This is a genomic window from Devosia ginsengisoli, from assembly GCF_024707105.1.
Taxonomy (GTDB): domain Bacteria; phylum Pseudomonadota; class Alphaproteobacteria; order Rhizobiales; family Devosiaceae; genus Devosia; species Devosia ginsengisoli_A.
Window position 1 is genome coordinate 291,892 of record NZ_JANQAJ010000006.1, and the last position, 22,420, is coordinate 314,311.

A 22,420-nucleotide genomic window follows, 5' to 3' on the forward strand; every position below is an offset into this window, starting at 1 on the left:
CGGCTGTGCTAGCAATGTTGCCGTGGCGCCGCGAATTTCGGCGCGGATGAGGTGCGGCCGTGGTGAGCTTGCCGACGATCCGGCAATTGCAGATGTTCGTGGCTCTGGCGCGGTTCCAGAATTTCCGGCGGGCCGCGCAGTCGCTCGGTGTCACCCAGTCGGCGCTGAGCCAGTCGATCAAGCAGATCGAGTTTCTCATCAACGTGCCGCTGCTGCAGCGTAACCGGCGGCATGTTGCCCTGACCAGCGCCGGGCAGACCTTCCTGCCCCATGCCGTGCGCGTCCTCGACAACCTGGCCGTCGGTGTCGACCTCATCCGCAATGCCGGCGAGCCGGATACCGGCTCGGTGACCGTCGCCTGCATGTCCTCCACCCTGCTCCGGCTCATGCCGGCCGTGGTCGACAACTTCCGCCGGCAGCATCCGGGTCTCAAGATCCAGGTGCTGGAGGTCGATGCGGTGGGCATCGGCGATCGCGTACGACAGGGCGAGGCCGATTTCGCGGTCTCGGTCATGTTCAAGCAGGATCTGGCGCTCGATTTCAGTCCTTTGATCGAGGACGAGCTGCATTTCGTCTGCCCGCTCGATCATGAATTTGCGACACGCCAGCAGATGAGCTGGCGCGAGCTGACTGGCCTGGGCATGCAGCAGATGGTGCAATGGAGCGGCATCTCCTACCTCGTCGCCGATGTCGGCGGGCTCGAAGACCTGCGCGGACGGGCCACCTATTCGGTGACGCGCATTTCCACCGTGCTCGATATCGTGGCGGAGAGCGGGTTGGTATCGGTGCTGCCGACGCTGGCCTTGTCGTCGCTTTCGGTGGGGCGGAAGTTCCACCATTGCCCGATGGTGGAGCCGACCATCCACCGCTCCATCGGGCTGATCACGCCACGCGAACGCTCGCTGTCGCCCGCGGCAACGGCATTGCGCGAAGTGTTGCTGCAGACCTTGCAGCAACTGGGCGAGGACGAACTGCCGGGCGCACGGCTGACTGCCGCGACCACCCGCCAGCCCCGGGCGGTACAGCCCTAGATGCGCATGATGAAGGGGTTCGGCACTTCCGAGGCCGTATTGATCCAGATGCTTTTGGTTTGCAGATATTCGTCGATCGCCTCGATGCCGTTCTCGGCGCCGATGCCGCTCATCTTGTGGCCGTTGACCGGCGAGGAATAGCTGACCGAGCGATAGGTATTGACCCAGATGACCCCTGCCTGCAGGCGGTCGGAGACATTGATCGCCCGGGCGATGCTCTGCGTCCAGACGCCGGCGGCCAGGCCGTAGAGCACGTCATTGGCGATGGCCACCGCCTCGTCCTCGTCCTTGAATTTGATGACCGAGAGAACCGGCCCGAACACCTCTTCCTGGGCGATGCGCATGTCGTTGGTGACGCCGGTGAAGATGGTTGGCTCGACGAACCAGCCGCCACGATCAGCCGCCTTGCCGCCCAGCACGCAGGTGGCGCCTTCGGCCTTGGCGATGGCGATATAGTCGAGAATCTTGTCGTATTGCGCCTTGGTGGTGACCGGACCGACCTGGGTGTCGCTGCGGCTGGGGTCACCCATCTGCGCGGTACGGGCCAAAGCCAGCAGCTTTTCCATGAACTGGTCGTAGATGGTTTCCTGCACCAGCAGGCGCGAGCCGGCGATACAGGTCTGCCCGCTGGCGGCGAAGATGCCGGAAATGGCGCCATTGACCGCATTGTTGAGATTGGCGTCGTCGAAGACGATGTTGGGCGACTTGCCGCCCAGCTCGAGCGAGACCTTCTTGAGGTTGCGCGCCGCCGATTGATAGACTGCCTTGCCGCCGATTTCCCCGCCGGTAAAGGCGATCTTGGCCACGCGTGGATGGGTGGTGAGGCGATCGCCGATCTCCGCCCCCAGCCCGGTAACTACATTGAAGACGCCAGGCGGAAAGCCCGCTTCCTCGACCAGCTTGGCGAATTCGAGCAGCGAAGCCGAAGTATACTCCGACGGCTTCATGACAAGCGTGCAGCCGGCGGCCAAAGCCGGAGCGATCTTGTTGGTCGCCAGCAGCAGCGGCGAGTTCCAGGGCGTGATGCCTACGACCACGCCCAGCGGCTCGCGGCGCGTGTAATTGAGCACGCCAGGCTTGTCGATCGGGATGACGGCGCCCTGGATCTTGTCGGCCAGGCCACCGAAATAATAGTACCACTGCGGGATATAGCTGGCCTGCGCGAACATCTCGGCCATCAGCTTGCCATTGTCGCGCACCTCGATTTCGGCGAGACGCCTTGCATTGGCGGCGAGCAGATCGCCCAGCTTGCGCAGCAGCGCCCCGCGCTGGGTGGCCGTCAGCTTTGACCACGGCCCTTCGCTGAATGCCTTGTGCGCCGCCTCGACGGCCCGGTCGGCATCCTCCGCATTGCCGCGGGCAATGCGCGCCCAGGCCTTGCCGGTATAGGGATCGATGCTGTCCAGATAGGTCCCGGAAGCCGGCGGCACCCATTCGCCGCCGATATACATGTCATAGGTCTGCATGCTGCTCTTCCCCTGGATGCGGCCGTCGCTAGATGCTCTTGGCCAGCTTTTCCTTGATGTCGATGTTGAAGACCCGGGCAGCATTGCCGCCAAGGATCGCCCGCTTCTCCTCCTCCGAGAGAAACGGCAGGTCGTAGATCACGCTGGGCACGTCGAAATCCCAATGCGGATAGTCGGACGAATACATGAGCTGGGTGGGCGCATTGATCATGCGGAAAGTCTGTTCCAGCTCGCGGATATCGTTGGGCCGCTCCATGGGCTGGGACGTGTAGAACATCTCGCGCATGTAATCGCTGGGGGGCTTGGTCAGCGAGGGAACCTCGGACTTGCGCATGTAATATTCGTGGTCGAGCCGCTGCATAAGGAACGGAATCCAGGCCAGGCCACTCTCGATCCAGATCACCTTGAGCTTGGGGAACCGCACCGGCAGCGCGTTGATCACCCAGTTGGTCAGGTGAACCATGTTGGAAATGGCAAAACCCAGCGCATGAACGGACAAGAACTTGTTCATCATCGCCATGGTCTGGTCGTTCCAGTTGTAGGAAGCGTGGAATCCCAGCGGCAGGCCTGCCTCCTCGAGGAAGGCATAGGTCTTCATATAGGCGTCGTTATGCACGGCGCGGTTGCGCGTTGCCGTCACCATATAGCCCAGCACGCCCGGCTTGCCGGCGAATTCCTTGGCCATTTCATAGGTGGCCTGCGGATCGTTGAAGGGCAGGTAGAGCATCGAGCGCAGGCGCGGATCGTTCGGCAGGATCTTCTCGGTCAGCCAGCGGTTATAGGCCCGCGACAGCGCCACCTCGATCTCGATCTGCGGATGCAGGCCCAGATTGAGCATGGGCGTCGGAAAGAGAATGGCGATGTCGACCGCCAGGGCATCCATCCACCGCTTGGTCAGCGTGATGTCGCGATGCGCCTCGGGGCCGGTCTTTTCCAGTTGGCGCAGCGGATAGCGCGCCACGCGGCCGCCCATATCCTGGTAGCCGATATTGCCCGGCAGCATGCCGAAGGCACCATGGCGGCTGGCACTGGCGGTCTTGGCCAGTTGTTGCAGCACCGGATCCTCGAGATATTCGAGGATTTCGCTGAACGACTCTGTCTCGTAGTGATGCGAGTCCACGTCGATGATCGGAAAGCGATCGAAACCGCGCGCCTTGGCCTGGTCAGCCGCATGCTTGAGGTGGAGCGAGGTGTCGAAACCCTCGATCGGCATGCTGCGGTCGCCGCTGAGGGGAATGTTGAAATTGGTCTTGGTCATGGGTGGTTTATCCGTGTTGCCGACGCGATGATCACGTGGGGCTGCCCATCGACTGCCACATGCCCAGTTCGAACAGTTGCAGGTCGGCGCTCTTGAGAACCTCGGTACTGAGGATCATCGCCTCGGTGGCGGTGATCTCGATATCGGGGTGGAACGGGCTGAAATATTCGCCCTGCTGCAGGCGCTGCACGTAGCAGCGCGTGGCCTGGGTCAGCAGGAGAGCGAGGGCCTCCGCGGAAATTCCGGCATCGTCGGCACCAAGCGCCGCGGTCACACGGTCGACGGCGGCAGCGAGCTTGCTGTCGGCTTTGACCGGCCGGGACACGGTTTCAATTGATATCGACATGGACGTTGCCCTCGCGAATGATGATCGGGAATGACTTGAGCCGTCGCGCCGGATCGGCGACCACCCGGCCGGTCTTGAGATCGTATTCGTAGCCATGCCAGGGGCAGACGAAGTTGATCTCGGTCTCGGAGAATTTCTGCTGCTTGAAACTGCGGTCGGGACGCAGCACGTCCTCGACCTGATGCATAAGCAGGCCTTCACAGGCCGGCCCGCCCTGATGCAGGCAGATATTGGAATAGGCGTAGTATTTGTCTTCCCAGCAGAAGACCCCGACCTCTACTCCCTCATGGGAGACGATGCGCCGGTCACCACTGGCCATTTCCCCCGTCTTGGCAACGAATACTTCCGTCATTGATGCACTGTTCCACTTGATTGAACAGGATGCCTTCAGGCGCTCCTTGGGTCCGTTGTGGCGCTATCGGGCGACAGCCTCAACCTGCATAATCCGAACAATGTGATAAGCTTGGCTAATCAATAATCGTTCAGCATAATGAACGATGCGCAACATACTGGACTTCTGGTTGATTATCGGTCAGCGTTGGACATTCCCCAATCCCGGAGCAGGCGCATGGGCGTAGTCATGCTGAGCGAAAGCGGCACGTCGGCATTTTTCGAGCGGATCGAGGCGGCTTTGCAGCGTGCCGGCATTGTGCCGCGCCATATCCGGCACACAACAGGGGACACCATCCCCGCATCCGCCCTGGCCGATGCCGACGTGCTGCTGGCCTATGGCCACTTCCGCTGCACCGAAACGGTCATGCGCGCAGCGCCCCGGTTGCGCGCCGTGGTCTCGCCCTGGGTGGGTACAGACGGTTTCGATGTGGACGCCGCGACGCGGCTCGGCATCGCCGTGGTCAACGGCCAACCCGACGAGCATACCCAAGGCATGGCCGAGGCGACGGTGATGATGATCCTGGCGGCGAGCTATGGCCTGCCGCAGGCGCGCCACACCATGGAGAGTGGCGGCGCCCGCCCTGCCGAACCAGTCGCCGAACTGCTGGCGGGCAAGACGCTGGGCATTATCGGACTGGGCCAGATCGGCCGGCGCGTCGCGGCGCTGCTGGCGCATTGGGATATATCGCTCAAGGCCCATGATCCCTTCGCCAGGGAGGTTCCCGACGGAATCGAACTGCTGCCGCTCGATGAATTGCTGCAGGCCAGCGATATCGTGACGCTGCATATGGTCCTGACCGAGCAGACACGGCACCTGATCGATGCCGCGCGGCTGCGGCTGATGAAGCCCGACGCGATCCTCATCAACACCGCGCGCGGCGGACTGATCGACGAGATAGCCCTGTTCGATGCCATGTCGTCAGGTCACCTGCGGGGCGCGGCCCTCGATGTTTTCGAGATCGAACCCCTGCCGATGGACAGCGCCCTGCGGAAATTGCCGAATATCCTGCTGACCCCGCACATGATCGGCCAGACCAAGCAGAGCCGCGCCGCCCTGGTCGACCTTGCCGTCGCCAATGTAAGCGCCCTGATGTCCGGCACCCTGCCCAAAAACCTGCGCAACAGGACGGTGTCGGAGACCTGGCATACCCGCTGGGCCAGCAGCTAGAGGCCCTGGGGGACGCTGGGTGTTTGCCGCTTCGTGCTGAAAAATATGGCGGAGAGAAAGTCAGTGACGGGGTGGCTGTTTCTGGGCCTTTGAGGCGGTAGTTTCGAGTCCACGTGCGCCAGCACGTGCGAATGGAGCTAGCCGAGACCGGCTATCAGTTGAACCAGCCTGCCAAGCGTGCTGCCAGCGGCGCTAATGCCAACCTTCTGACTCACGTCTACCACGACCTGCATCAATCGCTTCAGCCGGGACGAGTCGGTCGTTAGCGCCGCAACCTCGCGTTCGGCATTGATTATCGCGTCCTCGACCTGCTGCTTGTCGGTCTCGGCCACGTTGGCGCTGGCAGCTTCCTGTCGTAGAGCCGAAAGGACTTGCAGCAAAGCTTTGGGGTCTGAGCTGCTGCCGGTTCGGTGGACACGAAGTTAGGCTAGCTTAGCTTGCTCTTCGTATTCCACGGGGCTCAGATAGCCCAGCGTCGAGTGTCTGCGCCTCGGGTTGTAGAAGCGCTCAATATAGTCGAACACATCGGCCTTGGCATCATCCCTGGTGCGATAGACCTTGCGGGCGGTGCGTTCGGTCTTGAGCGATGAGAAGAAGCTCTCCATCGCCGCGTTGTCCCAGACATTGCCGGACCGGCTCATCGAGCAGGTGATGCCATGATCGGCCATCAGCCGCTGGAACTGCTCGCTGGTATATTGGCTGCCCTGGTCGGAGTGGTGCAGCAGGCTGTCGGGTTTGCCGCGACGCCAGATGGCCATGATCAGCGCATCGGTCACCAGTTGAGCGGCCATCGATGAGCTCATCGACCAGCCCACCACCCGGCGGGAGTAGAGGTCGACCACCGCCGCCACATAGAGCCAGCCCTGGGCCGTCCAGATATAGGTGAAGTCAGCGATCCACTTCTGGTTCGGCGCCGACGCCACGAACGACCGGTCCAGGATGTTGGGCGAGGCCGCATGGCGCTGCCCGCCATCCTTGGGCAGGCCCCGTCGGCGCGGACGAGCCCGCAGACCTTCCTGGCGCATCAGCCGCTCAATGCGATGCAGACCGGCGTCGAGCCCTTCGGCCAGCACGTCGTGCCATACCCGTCGAGCGCCATAGGTGCGATCACTTCCGGCAAAGCTGGACCGGATCCCGGCGACGAGCACCTCGTCATACTGAGCCCGTCTACTCGGCGAGCGGTTGAGCCAGGCATGGAAGCCCGAGCGAGACACACCGAGCGCCTCACAGATCCACGAGACCGGCCAGATCCCTCGGTGCTTCGCCACGAAAGAGAACCTCATATCGAGTCCCTGGCGAAGTAGGCCGCGGCTTTTTTTAGGATATCGCGCTCCGCCTTGAGCTTGGCGACCTCGCGGCGCAGCTTCTCGATCTCGAGCTGCTCGGGCTTCATCTGCCCATGACCGGGGAAGGCCTGCTGCGGATCGGCCGACTGCTCGCGCACCCATTTGCGCAACACGTTCACATGCAGGTCCAGATCACGGGCCGCCTGCGCGACCGCAACGCCCCGTTCCCTGACCAGCTTAACAGCCTCGAGCTTGAACTCCCGGCTGAACTTGCGTCTCTCCATCAAAACTCTCCAGTTCCAAAAACACCTTAACTCGGTGTCCTCAAAACCGGCAGCAGCTCAAAATTCGCCCAATAGTCCATAGGGGCGCCCACAATGTTATTGGTTACACAAAGGTTAACGCTTTTCTAGCAACTAAAGCTCCGGTCCAATGCCTCTCCACTGTTATAAATTTTTTTGAGTTTAGCCTCGTCAAGCATAGCAATGACGCATATCGAGGGAACGTGCAGCCTCCCCGACCTTAGGCCCGCTATTGAATGCGAACGGCTTTGACCCAAGCACTTACTACATCTGCCAGAGGACACATGACCACAGCGGACCTAAACATTGCCATCATCGGCAACCAGCAACGCACCGCGCTGCAATGGTTCATGGATAACGCAGGCCAAGTCCGGTCATGGCGCGACATCGAGCTGGAAGCTGATGAGGGCAATCGGCTCGCCACGCTCGCGAAGGGCATCTACAAGCCGGCCTATACCAAGTATGCGCTGAGCATTCGGCAAACGCTAACTAGCTCTTATGCCGACAAAGACGTGGTTACTCGACCGGACGGATCATGGCTTTATCCGTACTTCCAGGAGAACCCTGACCCAAACGCGCGCGATCAAGAAGCGACCAATCGCGGTTTGATGAACTGTCTGCGCGACGGTGTTCCGATTGGCGTGATGATCCAAACGAAACCCAAGCCTGGCGTTGAGTACTTTGTTATGGGGCTTGGGCTCGTGGTTGACTGGAAGGACGGGTATTTCATCATTGAGCGGTACAGCGCCGCACCACGCCATCCACTGGAGCGAAGTGCTGCGCGTGACCGGATATTCGCGGAGCTTGAAGCCCCACCAACGCCACTGCCTAATGTTGGTGCCCGCGAATGGGAAATTCGCCAGGTGCTGAAACGACGCGGACAAACGCGCTTCAGGATGTCGCTTATTCGGGCGTACGATGGCTGCTGCGCGATCACGGGCTGCAACGCCATCGACGCCCTAGAAGCTGCGCACATCGCGCCCTATAATGAGTCCATCAACAATAAGACCGATAACGGATTGCTGCTCCGGGCGGACCTGCATACACTTTTCGACCTCGGGCTTCTGGCTGTGAACCCCGAGGATTTTACGGTCATGCTTAGTCCGAAACTGGAAGGCTCGGTATACAACGAGCTTCTTGGTGTGAAGGTACGGCTTCCACAAACCGGTGCTGATCGACCAAGTGCGCAGGCATTGAATGATCACGCGCGCTGGGCGGGACTAATCTAGGCAAGGCCCGCTATAGGGGCGAAGCAGTCATGTCGGAAGCAATATGCGAACGACCGCAATCGGGGTCGTTGGGGCCTATCAGGAATGCGTCCCCTTTCAGCCGTTCAGGCCCCTGGATTTCTCCGAAAGCCACCGTCAGCTTAGGCCCGCCTGAACGTCAATATATCGGGGTTAAAGGGAACTGCAGCTTTTTCGGCGTCTCACCGCTCGCTAGCGGACGATCACGTTGTCCCTGACGCTCAACTGCAAGAAGCCATCCCAGTTCCGAAAGCTCCAAGACCTTTCTTCCTGGGCCGCTGCGAAGGTGTCGAATACCGAGGTGCTGAACCGAGGAATTTCACGAATTGCTGCTAGGCGCGTCGGTCTGCAAAAACATGGGCCACGCTATTACATGGCTACGGCATATGTGGTCTGAATTTCATTTTATAAAGCCTCTTGGTTCCTCAAGCTCCTGCTTTGGTTTTGGCGGCCGGGGACAGGTCATGATCTATCTTTCGGGGCGTGACAGTCATCGGGGCGCTCACATCAATTGGATAGAAAAGATTGGTAATCCAAACCAGGCCGTCGGCAGCATAAAGTTCGACCAGCCCACGATCCACGAAGAGCGTCAAGTCCAGGCTCCCGCTTTCCGGCCAAGCTAAGTCCACCAGATAGTCGTGCGCAAAGTGGTCGAGACTTTCGCACGGCGCGCGGCGGGTTCTGACAGTGCCTTGATCCATATGCGTACGCGAGAGGATGAAATGCGGATCGTTCTCTCCAAAGAGAGCAATCGCCATTTCTTCGCCGACTGCCAGATCGACCGAGAGATCGCTCAAATATGTGCCGGGGAAGGTCGATGCGGCGATCGCATTTCGCGCGGCAGCGGGAACTTGCGCTGCAACGCGCAGACCCTTCGATGTTTCGACCAAACGTAAAGCGCGCGGCAGCGACATTACCCCCGAAAGGCTTTCGTCGGGGCCTGCTTCGCATAAAGCCAGTTGCTGGCCCAAGCAAGAGCCATAGGGGTATTTGTTCCGCCCCGTTCGAAAAAGGTTTGGGCTGCATAATAATCGCGGCCATAGTCGAGCCAGAGTTCTGTTTCGGGTGTATTGGCATTGACGAAGTGTCTGCCGTCGAACTGACCGATGAAATATTGTGTGCCTGATCCCGGCGCATATCCTCCAGGATTCAGGCCGACGATCAGCACCCAAGCCGTTTCGCCATCCGGTGCGGTGAGCGGCACCATATCGGGACACTCCCAAGGCCCCGAACTATGCCTGCCCTGTCCCTCTCCAAATTTCGACAGATGCGTCCAGTTCCTGAGATCGGTCGAGCCATAAAAGCCGATAGATTGACCTTCGGTCACTAGCATTATCCAGCTGTGGCTGGCCCCGTGCCAGATCACCTTTGGATCGCGAAAGGCTCTCAAGCCAGGATTGGGAACCACAGGATTGGCAGCATCGAGCGAAAAACGGGACAGGTTCTCCTCGACATGAACGAGGCACTGCACCTGATAATCCTCGCCTGCCTTGGTCCGACTATGGGCGGTGTAGAAGAGCTTGACCTCTGCGCTTTCGGTCTCGATCGCACTGCCCGAAAAGCAGGTTCCGAGTTCGGTGGGAAAAAGGGCAATGGGCTGTTCGGACCAATGGAGAAGATCGGTACTGATGGCATGACCCCAATGCATGGGGCCATGGGTGGTGCTGTCAGGGTCGTACTGAAAGAACAGGTGCCAAAGATCGCCGACCCGGATCAAGCCGTTGGGATCGTTCATCCAGCCGGCTTTAGGTGAAAAATGTAGGTTGGGACGATATTTCTCGGTCATGACGCGGCTTGTCTCTGGAACGGAACGACAGGAGTCTTAGAGCCCCGGGTGGGCCGCCTTCCTACCTCATCGAACCGCAAGTGAGCTTTGCTGTATTTCTTCCGCAAAGTGACATCGGGCCCAATGCTTGGACGCAATTTCCCGCAACTGCGGAACTTCGCCCGAACAGCGATGTAGGCGGGCGCCTGCCGTCGCGAACGGACAGCGTGTATGGAAATGGCAGCCGGACGGCGGATTGATCGGTGAGGGGATAGTCCCTCGGGGCGGTTGCCTGCCGCGGCGCAATTTGGGATTGGGAACAGGTAAGGCCGATAGTAGTGCCAACGCATAGGGGTGGCGCGGGGCGGCATAGAAGCTTTGGGCGGACGCCAGTTCCACTATGCGCCCCAGATACATGACTGCGATACGGTCGGCGATGTACTGCACCGCCGCCAAGTCGTGCGAAATGAAGATGTAGGAGAGGCCCCGCCCACGTTGCAGGTCCTTGAGCAGATTAAGAACCTGCCCGCGGATGGACACGTCCAGGGCGGATACCGGTTCGTCAAGAACGATCAGGTCGGGCTCGAGCGCCAGGGCCCGCGCGATGCCTATACGCTGCTTCTGCCCGCCCGAGAATGAATGCGGAAAGCGGTCGAGGGCATCCTCCCGAAGGCCCACTTCGGCCATGAGCCCGCGAATACGCGCCTCTATTTCAGCGGCGGGCACATGGCGGTGAATGGCGAAAGGCTCGCGCAGGATATCCCTTATGGTCATGCGCGGATTGAGCGACGCGCTGGGATCCTGGAATACCATTTGCAGCTTGCGCCGCATCTGCTTGAGGGCCTCGCCCTTGATCGTTGAAAAGTCGGACGCGGCTCCATCGATGGCGAGGACGACGCGGCCGGACGTCGGCTCATAGAGGCGCAGCAACGTTCGCCCCAATGTGGATTTGCCGCAACCACTTTCGCCCACGACACCCAGGCTCTCACCGCGCTCCAGCGTGAACGACACGTCATCGACGGCCCGCAGGGTCTGTCCCTCATCGAGCAATTTCTTGCCAATAACGAAGCTCTTGGACAGGTGCTGCACATCGAGCAATGGCTGGGCGTTCGTCATGATTGTGTTCCCCCCTCATTTTCATGCAGCCAGCACCGCACGTCCTGGCCGTGCGGCAGTTTGATGAGCGGCGGAGGCGTATCGCATTTGGCCATACGGGAGGCGCATCGGTCCGCGAAGCGACATCCCACGCGGTGCTCGCGCGGATCGGGGACGGAACCGGCTATCGGCACCAGCCGCTCGGTGGCCCCGATCCGCGGCAGCGAATTAAGCAGCCCGCGCGTATAGGGATGGGTCGGCCGTTCGAACAGATCGTCGACACTGGCGTATTCCACCACCTGGCCGAGATAGATCACGGCCACTTCATGAGCCATTTCGGCGACAACACCGAGGTCGTGAGTGATGAAAACCACCGACATGCCCAGTTCGTCCTGCAGGCCGCGCATGAGATCGAGGATCTGCGCCTGCACCGTCACGTCGAGCGCTGTCGTCGGCTCGTCGGCCAGGAGGAGCGACGGATTAGATGCCAGCGCCATGGCGATCATCACGCGCTGGCGCATGCCGCCCGACATCTGGTGCGGATAGGCCTTGAGGCGCGATTCCGGCTCGGGAATCCCCACCATTTCCAGCAATTCGATTGCTCGTGCCAAAGCCTGCGCGCCCCTCACAGGCGTATGCAGGCGCAGCGCCTCCAAGATCTGGTCGCCGACGGTGAAGACCGGGGTAAGCGAGGTCATGGGTTCCTGGAAAATCATGGCGATTTCCGCGCCGCGGATGCTGCGCATCCGCTTGCCTCGCCGCGGCAGGCTCGCAATGTCCAGCACTTCGCCGGTCCGGCTTTTGAAGGCAATGCTGCCAGACATGACCGTGTTTTGTTCGGGCAACAGGCCAAGCACGGATCGCGCCGTGATGCTCTTGCCGCAACCGCTCTCGCCGACGACAGCAAGTGTCCTTCCCCTGCGCACTTTGAGGTCCACGCCATCGACGGCGCGCACGAAGCCGGACGTTGTCTGAAATCCGACCTTCAGATTTTCGATATGCAGCAGGATGTCATCCTGCTCCCGCCCGTCTGCGGCCGCCACCATTTCCATAGTGCCCATCGTCAAAGCTCGCTTTGCGGGTCGGCGGCATCACGCATGCCATCGCCCAGGAAGTTGAAGGCCAGGATCGATACGATCACTGGAATGGCCGGGAACAGCAGCCATGGCGTATGGGCGATGCTGCGGATGTTCTGCGCTTCGTTGAGCATCACGCCCCAGCTGATCATGGGCGGCTTGACGCCAAGGCCCAAAAACCCCAGCGCCGTCTCGGCGATGATCATCGAGGGGATGGCCAGCGTCGCCACGACAATGATGTGGCTGAAACAGCCTGGCAGCAGGTGACGAAAGATCAGGCGGGCATGACTGGCCCCCATGACGCGGCCGGCAAGGACATATTCTTCCTCACGCAAGGCCAGCACCTTGCCACGCACTTCCCTGGCAAGCGTTCCCCAGGCGACCAGCGCGAGAATGGCGGTAATGCCGATATAGACCGCGGTCGGCGACCAGTCCGGCGGCACTGCCGCCGCCAGGGTCATCCAGAGCGGTAGAGTTGGAAAGGCCATCAGCACTTCGGTTGCGCGCATTACGACATTGTCAGTCACCCCGCCGAAATAACCGGCCACTGTGCCGAGCACGGCGCCCAGAATCAGGGAGATCGAGACGCCGATAAGCCCCATCGACAGGGACAGCCGCCCACCATGGATCATCCGTGAGAGTACGTCGCGCCCGATACGGTCCGTGCCCAGCAAGTTGACATGTCCCTTGCCATCCGCAGACCCGAACAGGTGAATGTCGGCCGGGATAAAACCGAAAAGCTTGTAGGCATCGCCACGGACGAAAAAGCCGATAGGATAGTGCACGCTGCGATCCTCGGCAAAGGTGCGCTGCATGGTCTTGGGATCGATCTTGCGCGCGACCCCGTAGACGAATGGCTGGATGCTGAGCTGCCCCTCGTCGTCAACGAACCGCACCACTTGCGGCGGCCCACCGAAATATTGGGCGTTTTTCGATTCCGGATCGTAGGGCGCAAAGAATTCCGGCAGGATGAGGCAGATCAGGTAGAGCACGAGCACCACGACGGCACCCGCCACACCCACCCGGCTGCGCATGAAGCGCCGGCGTGTCTGCGACCAGTAGGTGCCATCTGCATTGCGCCGGGCAGGCGCCTTGACCTGGGGGACATCCCCCTCCGATTGAGCAACACTCATGAGAGCTTAATCCTTGGGTCGGCAAGCGCCAGACCGATGTCGGCCAGGAGGTTTCCCAGCATGAGAAAGAGGCTCATGAACATCAGAATGGCCCCCGCGAGATACATGTCCTGAACCTGCAGCGCGCGCAGGAACAGCGGGCCGATTGTCGGCAGGTTCAACACCACGGACGTGATCACCTCTCCTGCGATGATCGCTGGAAACATCGTGCCTGCCACGCTGATCAGCGGATTGATGGCAACGCGGAGGGCGTGCTTGTAGACGACCTTGCCTTCCGGCAGGCCCTTGGCCCGGGCCGTGGTGACATATTGCTGGCGCAGCACATCGAGCAGGTTGCCGCGCATCAGCCGCATTAGTCCGGCGGTCCCCGCCGTGCCGATCACCACCACCGGTACCCATAGGTGCTTGAGCAGGTCGACGAATTTAGCCGGCGACCAGGCAGCATCAAGATATTCCGGCGAAAACAGCCCACCCACCGACCAGCCGAAGACGACGACCGACAGGTACATCAACAACAGCGCGAGGAGGAAATTGGGCAGCGCCAAGCCCAGGAAGGCGACGAACGAAAGCAGGTTGTCGCCCAGCCGATACTGGTGTGTGGCGGCGAAAATCCCGGCAGGAATTGCCACCAGCCAGGCAAAGAGCATGGTGCTCAGCGACAGCAGAACCGAAAAGCCCATCCGCTCCCAGATCAGCGTCCCCACCTCGCGCTCATACTCGAACGAGCGGCCGAAATCGCCGGTCACAAAGTGCGAAATCCAGATCCAGTATTGCTGCCAGATCGGTAAATCCAGGCCAAACCGCTCGCGATACTGGCCAAGGATGAATTGCGCGCCGCTGTCGCCACGAGCCTCCAGTTCGGCAATCTTGATGGTGAGATAATCTCCCGGTGGCAGGTTGATGAGCACGAAGCTCACCACCGAGATCAGAAAGAGGAGCGGCGCCATCTGAACGACACGCCTGAAGATGAAGGACAGCATGGCTCCGCTCCCTTTGCGTCAGACCAGCGGATCGAACACGGCAAGTTCGGAAAATACCGCTTCGCCGTCTTCCACCCAGAGCCCCAGATTGTCGCCGCGATAGTCGTGGAAGCGCGCGATCAGCGAGCTTCCCGGGCCGGCAAAGGCGTCGATGACCGAACCGCTACAGGTCACCACCAAATCCACAGGCCCGGACGCCGGCGGCAACCATGGCTGCGAGGCGACGTTGCGCGGCTCACCCAGATGGTCGATCGAAGCAATGCTCATGATGCGCCGCTCCACGTCGAACCGCAGCGCATAGCCGGTCGCCCCGACGGCGTCGCTGCGCAGGATCAGGCCGAAAGCCCGCGTTCCCACCTGCGGCGTGATGGTCAGGCGCGTCTGGGCGTCGGCCGGCACATCGCGGGCGAAGGCGAGGGCAAAACCATAGGGGCTGCGGATTGTCACCTTGCCGTCGCCGATCTCGGCCTCACCGGTCGGAGCAACCAGTTTGGGCGCAGCGATCTGCCTGGTCGAGCGATGCTCCTCGGGCAGCACCGTATAGAGCGTGCCATCGGGATTTTGCTTCAGCTCGCGGCAGGCAAGGCTGCCGCCCCATTCATACCGGCCATCGTCAGTGGTCGGCGCCTTGGTCGCCAACCAGGCGAACAGCAAGCGCCGCTTCTCGTCGCCGCTGGTCTTGGCCGCATAGAACCAGGTATCGTCTAGCGTCGGCACGGGCGGCGCCATCCACGGCCCGTTGGGCGTCCGGGAATAGCGATAATTGGTGCGCTTGTCCGAATAGAACATGTACCACCAGTCGCCAAACTGGAACACGTCGGGGCATTCGTGCTGATGCCGCGTGCGCGAGGTCCAAAAGGGCCCGCGATGCTCCCAGGTCTCGAGGTCCCTGGAGGCCAGAAGGGCCAGGCATCCCTTGCGCGTGCGCACTTCATTGGGGAAATCGGCGGTAATCAGCATCCAGAACTCGCCTGCCTCCTCATTGCGGAAAACAAAGGGGTCGCGGAAGTTTTCCAGCCCATAGATGCTCGGATCGGGAACTGCGATCGGATTGGCCGGGTCCTTGGTCCAGGTTACCAGATCGTCGCTGAAGGCCTGGCAGATGACCTCGCGCTTCTTGCCCTCGCGGGTGAAGTGACGGCCGGTATAGTAGAGGTAGAAGCGGCCGGCATGCTCGAAGATCGCTCCGGTGGCGCATGAGCCTGAGTCCGGGGCTTCCTCCTCGCTGGGCGCGATGGCATCGGGCAGCCGGGTCCAGTTGACTAGATCCTTGGAGACGAGATGCCCCCAAGGCGTGCGCCGCGCCCCCGGCGGCATATGGTTGTAAAAGGCCTCACCGTAGCTGAGGAAGAAGATGTGATGCTCCCCATTCCAGTAGAATGGGATCACATCGCCGATGCGACGGCCTTCAGGCTGATAGTACCGACCGACGACGGGAAGGTCGGTCGGGTTGACGTTGTGAACGACTGACAAAAGTATTTACTCCGCGTAGAAATATTGCGTCGGGTCGGTCGTGCCGATACCGCCGACTGCGGAAGGAACGATCACCGCATAGTTCGGGATGTTCTTCAGCCTGGCATTGGCGATGGATGGCATGGGCACGTCGCCGGTAATGCCAATGAAGAACGGGCCTTCATCGATATGGGTGCGGATGGCCTTTTCGATGATGGCTTCGCGCTCTTCCTGCGAAGGAATGGCCAGGCCCTCGACATAGAGATCGTGCAGCACAGTGGCAGGACCACTGGGTTCTTCCCCCGAGGCGCCGCCGGTCCGATACCATTCCGAATAGGTGGGGAAGGCACGCGATGCGGCGCCGGTGATGAAGACCCAGTCGGGGAAGGTCCACAGGTCCATCTCGCCGACACGCGCGGTCATCAGCATGGCTTTGCCATTGCGCGCCATTTCATCGAATTCGGCCTGTGTCGGCTGGTTGATCAGCAGGTCGATGCCCACTGCGCGCCAATCCTCCTGCAACAGAGCCGAGGTTTCCTGATTGACCTGCAGCACGCCCCAGTCGCTGATATCGATGCGCAATTGAATGGGATTGCCGTCTGCGTCGAGCCGGATGCCCTGGTCATTGCGCTCGGTCAGCCCGATTTCGTCGAGCAGCTGGATGGCCTTGTCCGGATCGTATTGCGCATAGGCGTTTTCCCACTCATCGAGAAGCGCCTGGCCCTCTTCGGAAGTGAAGTGCCAGGACTCCTTTGAAATCGTGCCCTGCTGCGGCACGCCCAGGCCGAACCACACCGCTTCGTTGATGACGTCGCGGTTGACGGCATAAGACAGCGCCTGGCGGAACGTCTTGTTCTGCAGCAGCGTGCGGATGGTATCGCCGCCGGTGTATGTCTGGTTGACGATTACGGCCGGCCAGCCGCCCGCGCCGGAACGCCAGCCATCGAGCCAGCGATAGCCGCCCCGCTCCTGGTTCTCGATAAGCAGTGGCAGATTGCGCGGCGATGGCATGGTGCGCGCCTGCAAGTCGATTTCACCACTGATCACCTTGAGCAGTTGCACCTCGGGATCGGCGATTTCCCAGCTGACGATCGTATCGATATAGGGGAGCTGATTCCCCGCCGTGTCGGTTTTCCAGTAGTAGGGATTGCGCGACATCACCACGCGGACGCCCGGCTCATAGGCGGTCACATACCAACCGAAAACGGTGGGGAAATCAGGCGTGGTCCACCAATTGATATGGTCGGTCAGCGCATCGTACCCGATAATTTCGGCATTATATTTGGGGTGAAACTGGCTCAGATAGTGCTTGGGAGTCATCAACTCCTCGAAGCCCCAATAGCCCGATGCCAGCAGATAGGGGAAATTCCAGTTCGGTTCATCGAACTTGATGGTGAAATTATAGTCGTCGTTGACGACGAGTTCCGCGGTAAATTCGGTGCCGGAAAATCCCCAATAGGGCAGCGGCGTCTCACCGAATTCCGGATTGCCGGCAATATCGTTCCAGTAAAAGTCGATATCCTCGGTGGTGAAGGGAACGCCGTCCGACCACTTCAGGCCCCGCCGCATCTGGAACGTCACCTCGGTGCCGTCCTCGTTGAAACTCCAGCCCTTGAACAGGCCCGGGATATATTTTGAGAAATCACGGCTCCAGCGCACGGGCGGATCGTTCACGATCACCTTGAGTTCGTCCATGGTCTGGTTGGCGTGCATCACGCGCAAGGTGCCGCCATAGACGCCGACCTCTTCGACCGGATCGAGCACCATGATGTCATCCGGTTCGGGGAGGCGCTCGCCAAGCGCCGGCAGCGCCCCTTGGCTGACCTGCGCTTCAAGCTCCGGCGCCTCCCCTGCCATCGCTGGCGTTGCAAATGCCAAAACACCCACCACTGCGAACGCAGCCAGGCTTGATATCCATGTCATTCTCGTCTCCTCCTCCTTTTTGGGAACACTCCAACTGCTGGATCGAGCGAGGCCGCCGATTGGCGCCACACAAGGGGGCCGGAAATAACCTCCTGGCCCTCCTGCCCTCCCTTGCCCCCGATCATCCGCAGCAACTTTTGCCCCGCTGCGATGCCAATCTCCCGATAGGCGAGATAGACAGTGGTGAGCGGTGGATTCACCTGTTCGGAAATGATGGTGTAGTCGTCGTAACCCGCTACCGAGATGTCGCCGGGGATTTCCAGTCCACGCTCGCGCAACAGGCCGTAGAGGCGCAAAGCCATCTTGTCGTTACCCGTGCAGATAACCGTTGGCGGCTGCTCCAGACCAAGCAACCGGTCGAGAGCGATCGAAAGGTTTGCATAGTCCTCCTCCGCATGGCTGTTCACGCCGGTAATAATCAGAGCAGGATCGAATGTGACGCCATGTTCTTCATGGGCGCGTCTGTAGCCTTCAATCCGTAAGCTGCGCGACAGATTGGTTTCGGGATTGGTCAGGTATCCAATGCGCCGGTGATTCTAGCCAGCAGCGCCGATACCAGTTCATACATGCCTCCGATATTGTCCGGGATGACCGATGGGGTCCCTTTTTGATCGGAGCAATTGGCAAGGACCAGCGGACTGCTTGCGCCAACTCCTACTGAGAAATCCACGACACGGTGGTAATCGGCAACGTAGAGCAACCCTTCCACGCGGTGCTCGAGCAGCATCTGAACCAAGCTCGGAATGCGACTTTCATCACCCTCAGTGTCTGCCATCAGGAGCGTCTTGCCTTCCGCTCCAAGGACTTCCTGGGCCCCCTTGACCACAAAGATGGAAGGAAGACCTGCAGGGGCTTCGGTGCTTGAACTAACAGAGGAACTGATAAGACCGATGAGACCAGACTGACGCGAACGCATACTCCGAGCTGCTTTGGAGGGTATGTATTCCAACTCCAGCATGGTTTCGTTGACTAGTTGGCGAGTTTTGTCACTGACAAGAGGGTCCTCATTGAGAACCCTGCTCACGGTTTTGGGCGAGACACCCGCAGCCTTAGCGACATCATAAATGGTGGCCATTTTTTTCCCCTGTCCTGCTTGAGCGGACGAATCCCGCAGGGATTTGTCTACCACGTCGGACCGACCGCTACTCACAATGACATCGGTGTCATGACACCGATGTCATAAACACACAGATGTCGTTCTCTGTCAATCACACATCGTGAATGCACTGGGGGCGTTCCGTCAGATGGAGTCATCTATTTGTAGTCCGGGCAGCCGCAACTGCGACAGGAAGCATCCGCAGGTTAGGCTGGCATAGCGGTGACGCCGGCTATCCCAGCACCTCCACCGCAAACGTTTGGCGGCCTGCCAAGAGCAAGCCGTCCGCTATTGAGGTTTGCCCGTCAATTGCTGCCAGGCCGCTACCGGTCCCGTATGCAATACGCTGCAGAACGGACTGGACTTCCTGCAGCAACCACGCATTGCTGTTGTCATAATGCCCGGCACCCACTCCGGGCTTGCCTCAGTGCAATAGACTGGATTGGCCGGTCTTTGCCTCTGAGGACCAAAAATGCACAAAGCACGAGCTGGTATCGAATTAGCCGAGCCGCAGGCAACCAAACTCCAAACAATCATCACACTTCTCAGCCGCCCGAACGGCGCGCTTCTGAACGAACTCGTTTCAGCAACATCTTGGCAGAAGCACTCCGTTCGTGGTGCGATCAGCGGCGCGCTGAAAAAGAAGCACAAGCTACAAATTTCATCGACCCTGATCAAAGGGCGCGGGCGCGTTTATCGCATCGAACCCGGACAACCCGCACCAATCGCTTCAAGCGATAACGACGGGCTTGGGGGACAGTCATGAAGCGTCGGACCCCCGCTGAAATCGAGCGCGACGTCGAAAGCCTTCGCGAGCTAGATATCCAAATGCTCCGCATGCGCTGGAAGGAGATCCTGAAGTCCGAGCCACCACCAAAGATGCAGTCGGCCTTTCTGCGACTGGCTATAGCATACCGTCTGCAGGAACTCGCTTATGGCGGCCTCAAACCGCATACCCTCCGTCAGCTCCGAAAATACGCCACATCTGACACGACCCGGTCATCGGATGCTGGTTTGATACCAAAAGTTACGGTCTTTGATGCACAGAGGTCTTTGTCACCCGGCACCCGTCTGATGCGAGAGTGGAACGGATCGACTGAACTGGTGGATGTTGTTGAGCATGGGTTCGTATGGCGAGGTACTGTCTATAAGACACTATCAGCCGCTGCGGTTGCCATTACGGGGACCAAATGGTCTGGGCCCAGGTTTTTCGGCCTCCTCCCGCCGAAGGCCGCCAATGCCAAGAAACCAGTTGGTGCCGATACTCCCTCGATTCAGAACGAGGGCGTTGCAGCATGAGTGAGCAAACCCGATTTCGCTGCGCGATCTACACCCGTAAGTCGTCTGAAGAAGGTCTCGATCAGGACTTCAATTCGCTTGAGGCCCAGCGAGAAGCCTGCGAGGCCTATATTCGCTCTCAGGCTCATGAAGGCTGGAAGCTCATCCCCGACCGCTTCGACGATGGTGGATTCTCGGGCGGTAATATGGAGCGCCCTGCCCTCGCTCAGCTTATGGAACAGCTGCGTGACGACAAGATCGACATCATCGTCATCTACAAGATCGACCGGTTGACCCGATCCCTCACCGACTTCGCCCGGCTGGCCGAAACCTTCGACAAGCACAACGTCTCATTCGTATCGGTCACCCAGCAGTTCAACACCACGACCTCCCTGGGTCGCTTGATGCTGAATGTGCTGCTGTCCTTCGCGCAGTTCGAACGCGAAATTACTGGCGAACGCATCCGCGACAAGATCGCGGCCAGTAAGAAGAAGGGCATGTGGATGGGCGGCGTTATCCCCATGGGATACAACGTGCGCGATCGGCAGCTCGTCATCAATGAGGTGGAGGCCGCCACCATCAGGAAGGTGTTCGCACTTTATCTCGAGGTGGGCAGCGTTCCCGCATTGCTGGACCGTCTCGGGGCAGACAATATCCTGACCGCACCGCGTCTCTCAGCCAGTGCCAGAAAACGGGGCAATCGCAACTTCACCCGCGGTCATCTCTACAAACTTCTGTCCAATCCGATCTACATCGGTCGCGTACCGCATAAGAAAGTCTCGTATCCCGGCCGGCATGAGTCGATCGTCGATACGAAAACCTGGGCTGCCACGCAGGCCCAGCTCCAGAGCAACACCCAGGGAACTCGTGATCGGCGGCGGCGCGCCCTGGCAGAAACCCACCTGTTGGCTGGACTGTTACGCTCGGAGAATGGCACGCGTTTTATTCCCACCCATGCCAACAAGGGTTCGCGGCGATACCGGTACTATGTCGAAGATGTTGGTGCCGGCAAAACCCCGCGGCGATTGGCGGCCAACCAGATTGAGACCGCGACATTGGCCGCTCTGCGAGCATATCTGGCTGACCAGCAGCAGCTCGTGAGCGATCTCGGTGATGTAGCCGCTGATCAGGTTGCCAGCGCCCTGCAGCAGGCTCAGCAAAATTTTGAACAGTTGGGTCAGCGACCTGACCAAGCCCAGCACACCACCCTTCGATCAGTCGTTACCTCTGTGCGGTATCGCGACACTCAGCTCGAACTGGAGATTTCTCAAGCTGGCTTGCGTCAGTTGCTTCAGATCCGGAGGTCCGTTTCACAAGAATGGCCATCGAACGCCGCCCCGGACGGTGATTTCGTCACCTATCGTACGCCAATCGTTATGAAGCGTCGTGGCCCTCAGATGAAGATGGTCGTCGCCGGTCAGGACAATGCCGTGCCCGATGACAGGCTGATCACTGCAATCGTCAGAGCGCGCCGATGGGCCGAACGGCTGACTGATGGAAGTACAACCTCACTGACCGAACTTGCCGCCGAGGAGAAATTCACTCCGGCATACATTAGCCGGACCTTGCCATTAGCCTATCTCGCTCCGCAGATTGTTGAGGGCATTCTGCGCGGCAAATTCTCCTCCGAAATTCTCAATCGACGCGGCGTGCAGCCGATAATCGATATCAGCTGGCAGCGTCAACTCGATATGCTGCGGCCCAGTTGACTACACCCTCGGCTTGCCCTGCGCGTCACGAGCGATGGCCTCCGCCTGGATGCAGAAGCGCCGCAGCTCGGCCTCAGGCATAGTGGAAACAGCCTGCTGTAAGCGATCGAGCAAATCGGAGCGCGTCGAGCTGACCTCGCCCTCAGCTGAAAAACCAAGCAGCCAGTTTGGAGTTGTCGCGAGTGCCTCTGCAATCCTGATCAACGTAGCCAGATCAGGCTCTCGCCTGCCATTGGCATAGTGCGCGTAACGCCGTTCATCCAAACCAGCTCGCCTACCCGCCTCCGCATTTGAGATGCCGAGTTGCTCCGCGCGTTCCCGAAGTCGTCTAGCGAAGATGTCCATAGGAACGATTTGTTCCCGATAGACACCAATGCATCCACGAACGTTACGGAGTGCTTTAGGAACATATTGTA

General features: G+C 60.0%; 23 protein-coding genes. 6 read left to right on the plus strand and 17 right to left on the minus strand.

Features of this window, described 5'->3' with window-relative positions:
- Positions 1–62 precede the first annotated feature (62 nt).
- The gene (locus tag NVV79_RS05075; RefSeq protein WP_303986873.1) at positions 63–1,031 is read left to right on the plus strand and encodes a LysR family transcriptional regulator; all 969 of its coding nucleotides are present in this window, start codon (positions 63–65) and stop codon (positions 1,029–1,031) included.
- Here the strand turns inward: NVV79_RS05075 and NVV79_RS05080 are convergent.
- From NVV79_RS05080 to NVV79_RS05095, 4 genes are read right to left on the minus strand one after another with little or no spacing between them, the layout of a single operon-like run.
- The gene (locus tag NVV79_RS05080; RefSeq protein ID WP_303986874.1) at positions 1,028–2,497 is read right to left on the minus strand and encodes an aldehyde dehydrogenase; all 1,470 of its coding nucleotides are present in this window, start codon (positions 2,495–2,497) and stop codon (positions 1,028–1,030) included. The genes NVV79_RS05075 and NVV79_RS05080 overlap by 4 nt on opposite strands.
- A gap of 28 nt (positions 2,498–2,525) precedes the next feature.
- Positions 2,526–3,755 carry an amidohydrolase family protein gene (locus NVV79_RS05085; protein ID WP_303986875.1) on the minus strand — a complete coding sequence of 410 codons (1,230 nt, stop codon included), beginning with the start codon at positions 3,753–3,755 and terminating at the stop codon, positions 2,526–2,528.
- 31 nt (positions 3,756–3,786) lie between these two features.
- Entirely contained in the window at positions 3,787–4,101 is a 315-nt protein-coding gene (locus NVV79_RS05090) for a hypothetical protein (RefSeq protein WP_303986876.1), read from the minus strand.
- On the minus strand, positions 4,085–4,453 hold the full coding sequence (locus NVV79_RS05095; RefSeq protein ID WP_303986877.1) for a Rieske 2Fe-2S domain-containing protein: 369 nt from the start codon (positions 4,451–4,453) through the stop codon (positions 4,085–4,087). The genes NVV79_RS05090 and NVV79_RS05095 overlap by 17 nt, the downstream gene beginning before the upstream one ends.
- 216 nt (positions 4,454–4,669) lie before the next feature.
- On the opposite strand from NVV79_RS05095, the gene NVV79_RS05100 reads away from it, so the two are divergent.
- Positions 4,670–5,662: a 2-hydroxyacid dehydrogenase gene (locus NVV79_RS05100; RefSeq protein WP_303986878.1), complete on the plus strand. Its 993-nt coding sequence runs from the start codon at positions 4,670–4,672 to the stop codon at positions 5,660–5,662.
- A 137-nt stretch (positions 5,663–5,799) separates the two neighbouring features.
- On the opposite strand, the gene NVV79_RS05105 is transcribed toward NVV79_RS05100, so the two are convergent.
- Together NVV79_RS05105 and NVV79_RS05110 are read right to left on the minus strand one after the other, a co-directional pair.
- Positions 5,800–5,994: a hypothetical protein gene (locus tag NVV79_RS05105; protein WP_303986879.1), complete on the minus strand. Its 195-nt coding sequence runs from the start codon at positions 5,992–5,994 to the stop codon at positions 5,800–5,802.
- A gap of 90 nt (positions 5,995–6,084) precedes the next feature.
- Positions 6,085–7,232, minus strand: a protein-coding gene (locus NVV79_RS05110) for an IS3 family transposase (protein WP_303986880.1) whose coding sequence is annotated in 2 segments (ribosomal slippage) — positions 6,085–6,974 and positions 6,974–7,232 — 1,149 coding nt in all. Because the reading frame shifts where the segments join, the coding sequence is not laid out codon by codon here.
- A 302-nt stretch (positions 7,233–7,534) separates the two neighbouring features.
- Between NVV79_RS05110 and NVV79_RS05115 the strand changes: the two genes are divergently transcribed.
- Positions 7,535–8,479 (plus strand): HNH endonuclease, encoded by a 945-nt coding sequence (locus NVV79_RS05115; RefSeq protein ID WP_303986881.1) that lies wholly within the window; start codon positions 7,535–7,537, stop codon positions 8,477–8,479.
- 443 nt (positions 8,480–8,922) lie between these two features.
- Here the strand turns inward: NVV79_RS05115 and NVV79_RS05120 are convergent, their stop codons facing one another.
- From NVV79_RS05120 to NVV79_RS05165, 10 genes are all read right to left on the minus strand, one after another.
- The gene (locus tag NVV79_RS05120) at positions 8,923–9,411 is read right to left on the minus strand and encodes a GH32 C-terminal domain-containing protein (RefSeq protein ID WP_303986883.1); all 489 of its coding nucleotides are present in this window, start codon (positions 9,409–9,411) and stop codon (positions 8,923–8,925) included.
- Complete coding sequence (locus NVV79_RS05125; RefSeq protein WP_303986885.1) at positions 9,411–10,283, minus strand: glycoside hydrolase family 32 protein; 873 nt, start codon at positions 10,281–10,283, stop codon at positions 9,411–9,413. The genes NVV79_RS05120 and NVV79_RS05125 overlap by 1 nt, the downstream gene beginning before the upstream one ends.
- A 66-nt stretch (positions 10,284–10,349) precedes the next feature.
- Positions 10,350–11,378, minus strand: coding sequence for an ABC transporter ATP-binding protein (locus NVV79_RS05130; protein WP_303986887.1), 1,029 nt, complete (start codon positions 11,376–11,378; stop codon positions 10,350–10,352).
- Entirely contained in the window at positions 11,375–12,418 is a 1,044-nt protein-coding gene (locus tag NVV79_RS05135; RefSeq protein WP_303986889.1) for an ABC transporter ATP-binding protein, read from the minus strand. The genes NVV79_RS05130 and NVV79_RS05135 overlap by 4 nt, the downstream gene beginning before the upstream one ends.
- A 2-nt stretch (positions 12,419–12,420) precedes the next feature.
- Positions 12,421–13,566, minus strand: coding sequence for an ABC transporter permease (locus tag NVV79_RS05140; RefSeq protein ID WP_303986890.1), 1,146 nt, complete (start codon positions 13,564–13,566; stop codon positions 12,421–12,423).
- Positions 13,563–14,546 carry an ABC transporter permease gene (locus tag NVV79_RS05145; RefSeq protein WP_303986892.1) on the minus strand — a complete coding sequence of 328 codons (984 nt, stop codon included), beginning with the start codon at positions 14,544–14,546 and terminating at the stop codon, positions 13,563–13,565. Before NVV79_RS05145 ends, NVV79_RS05140 begins: the two co-directional genes overlap by 4 nt.
- An 18-nt stretch (positions 14,547–14,564) precedes the next feature.
- Positions 14,565–16,019, minus strand: coding sequence for a family 43 glycosylhydrolase (locus NVV79_RS05150; protein WP_303986894.1), 1,455 nt, complete (start codon positions 16,017–16,019; stop codon positions 14,565–14,567).
- Positions 16,020–16,025: 6 nt separating this feature from the next.
- Positions 16,026–17,921, minus strand: a complete 1,896-nt coding sequence (locus NVV79_RS05155) for an ABC transporter substrate-binding protein (protein ID WP_303986896.1) — start codon at positions 17,919–17,921, stop codon at positions 16,026–16,028.
- Complete coding sequence (locus tag NVV79_RS05160; protein WP_369684712.1) at positions 17,918–18,445, minus strand: substrate-binding domain-containing protein; 528 nt, start codon at positions 18,443–18,445, stop codon at positions 17,918–17,920. The genes NVV79_RS05155 and NVV79_RS05160 overlap by 4 nt, the downstream gene beginning before the upstream one ends.
- On the minus strand, positions 18,433–18,996 hold the full coding sequence (locus tag NVV79_RS05165) for a LacI family DNA-binding transcriptional regulator (protein WP_303986899.1): 564 nt from the start codon (positions 18,994–18,996) through the stop codon (positions 18,433–18,435). Before NVV79_RS05165 ends, NVV79_RS05160 begins: the two co-directional genes overlap by 13 nt.
- Positions 18,997–19,489: 493 nt before the next feature.
- Between NVV79_RS05165 and NVV79_RS05170 the strand changes: the two genes are divergently transcribed.
- From NVV79_RS05170 to NVV79_RS05180, 3 genes are read left to right on the plus strand one after another with little or no spacing between them, the layout of a single operon-like run.
- Entirely contained in the window at positions 19,490–19,783 is a 294-nt protein-coding gene (locus NVV79_RS05170) for a DUF3489 domain-containing protein (protein ID WP_303986901.1), read from the plus strand.
- Entirely contained in the window at positions 19,780–20,316 is a 537-nt protein-coding gene (locus tag NVV79_RS05175; RefSeq protein WP_303986904.1) for a DUF2924 domain-containing protein, read from the plus strand. Before NVV79_RS05170 ends, NVV79_RS05175 begins: the two co-directional genes overlap by 4 nt.
- Positions 20,313–22,004, plus strand: coding sequence for a recombinase family protein (locus NVV79_RS05180; protein WP_303986906.1), 1,692 nt, complete (start codon positions 20,313–20,315; stop codon positions 22,002–22,004). Before NVV79_RS05175 ends, NVV79_RS05180 begins: the two co-directional genes overlap by 4 nt.
- Here NVV79_RS05180 and NVV79_RS05185 read toward each other — a convergent pair whose 3' ends face one another.
- Positions 22,005–22,349 carry a helix-turn-helix domain-containing protein gene (locus tag NVV79_RS05185; RefSeq protein WP_303986908.1) on the minus strand — a complete coding sequence of 115 codons (345 nt, stop codon included), beginning with the start codon at positions 22,347–22,349 and terminating at the stop codon, positions 22,005–22,007.
- Positions 22,350–22,420 lie beyond the last annotated feature (71 nt).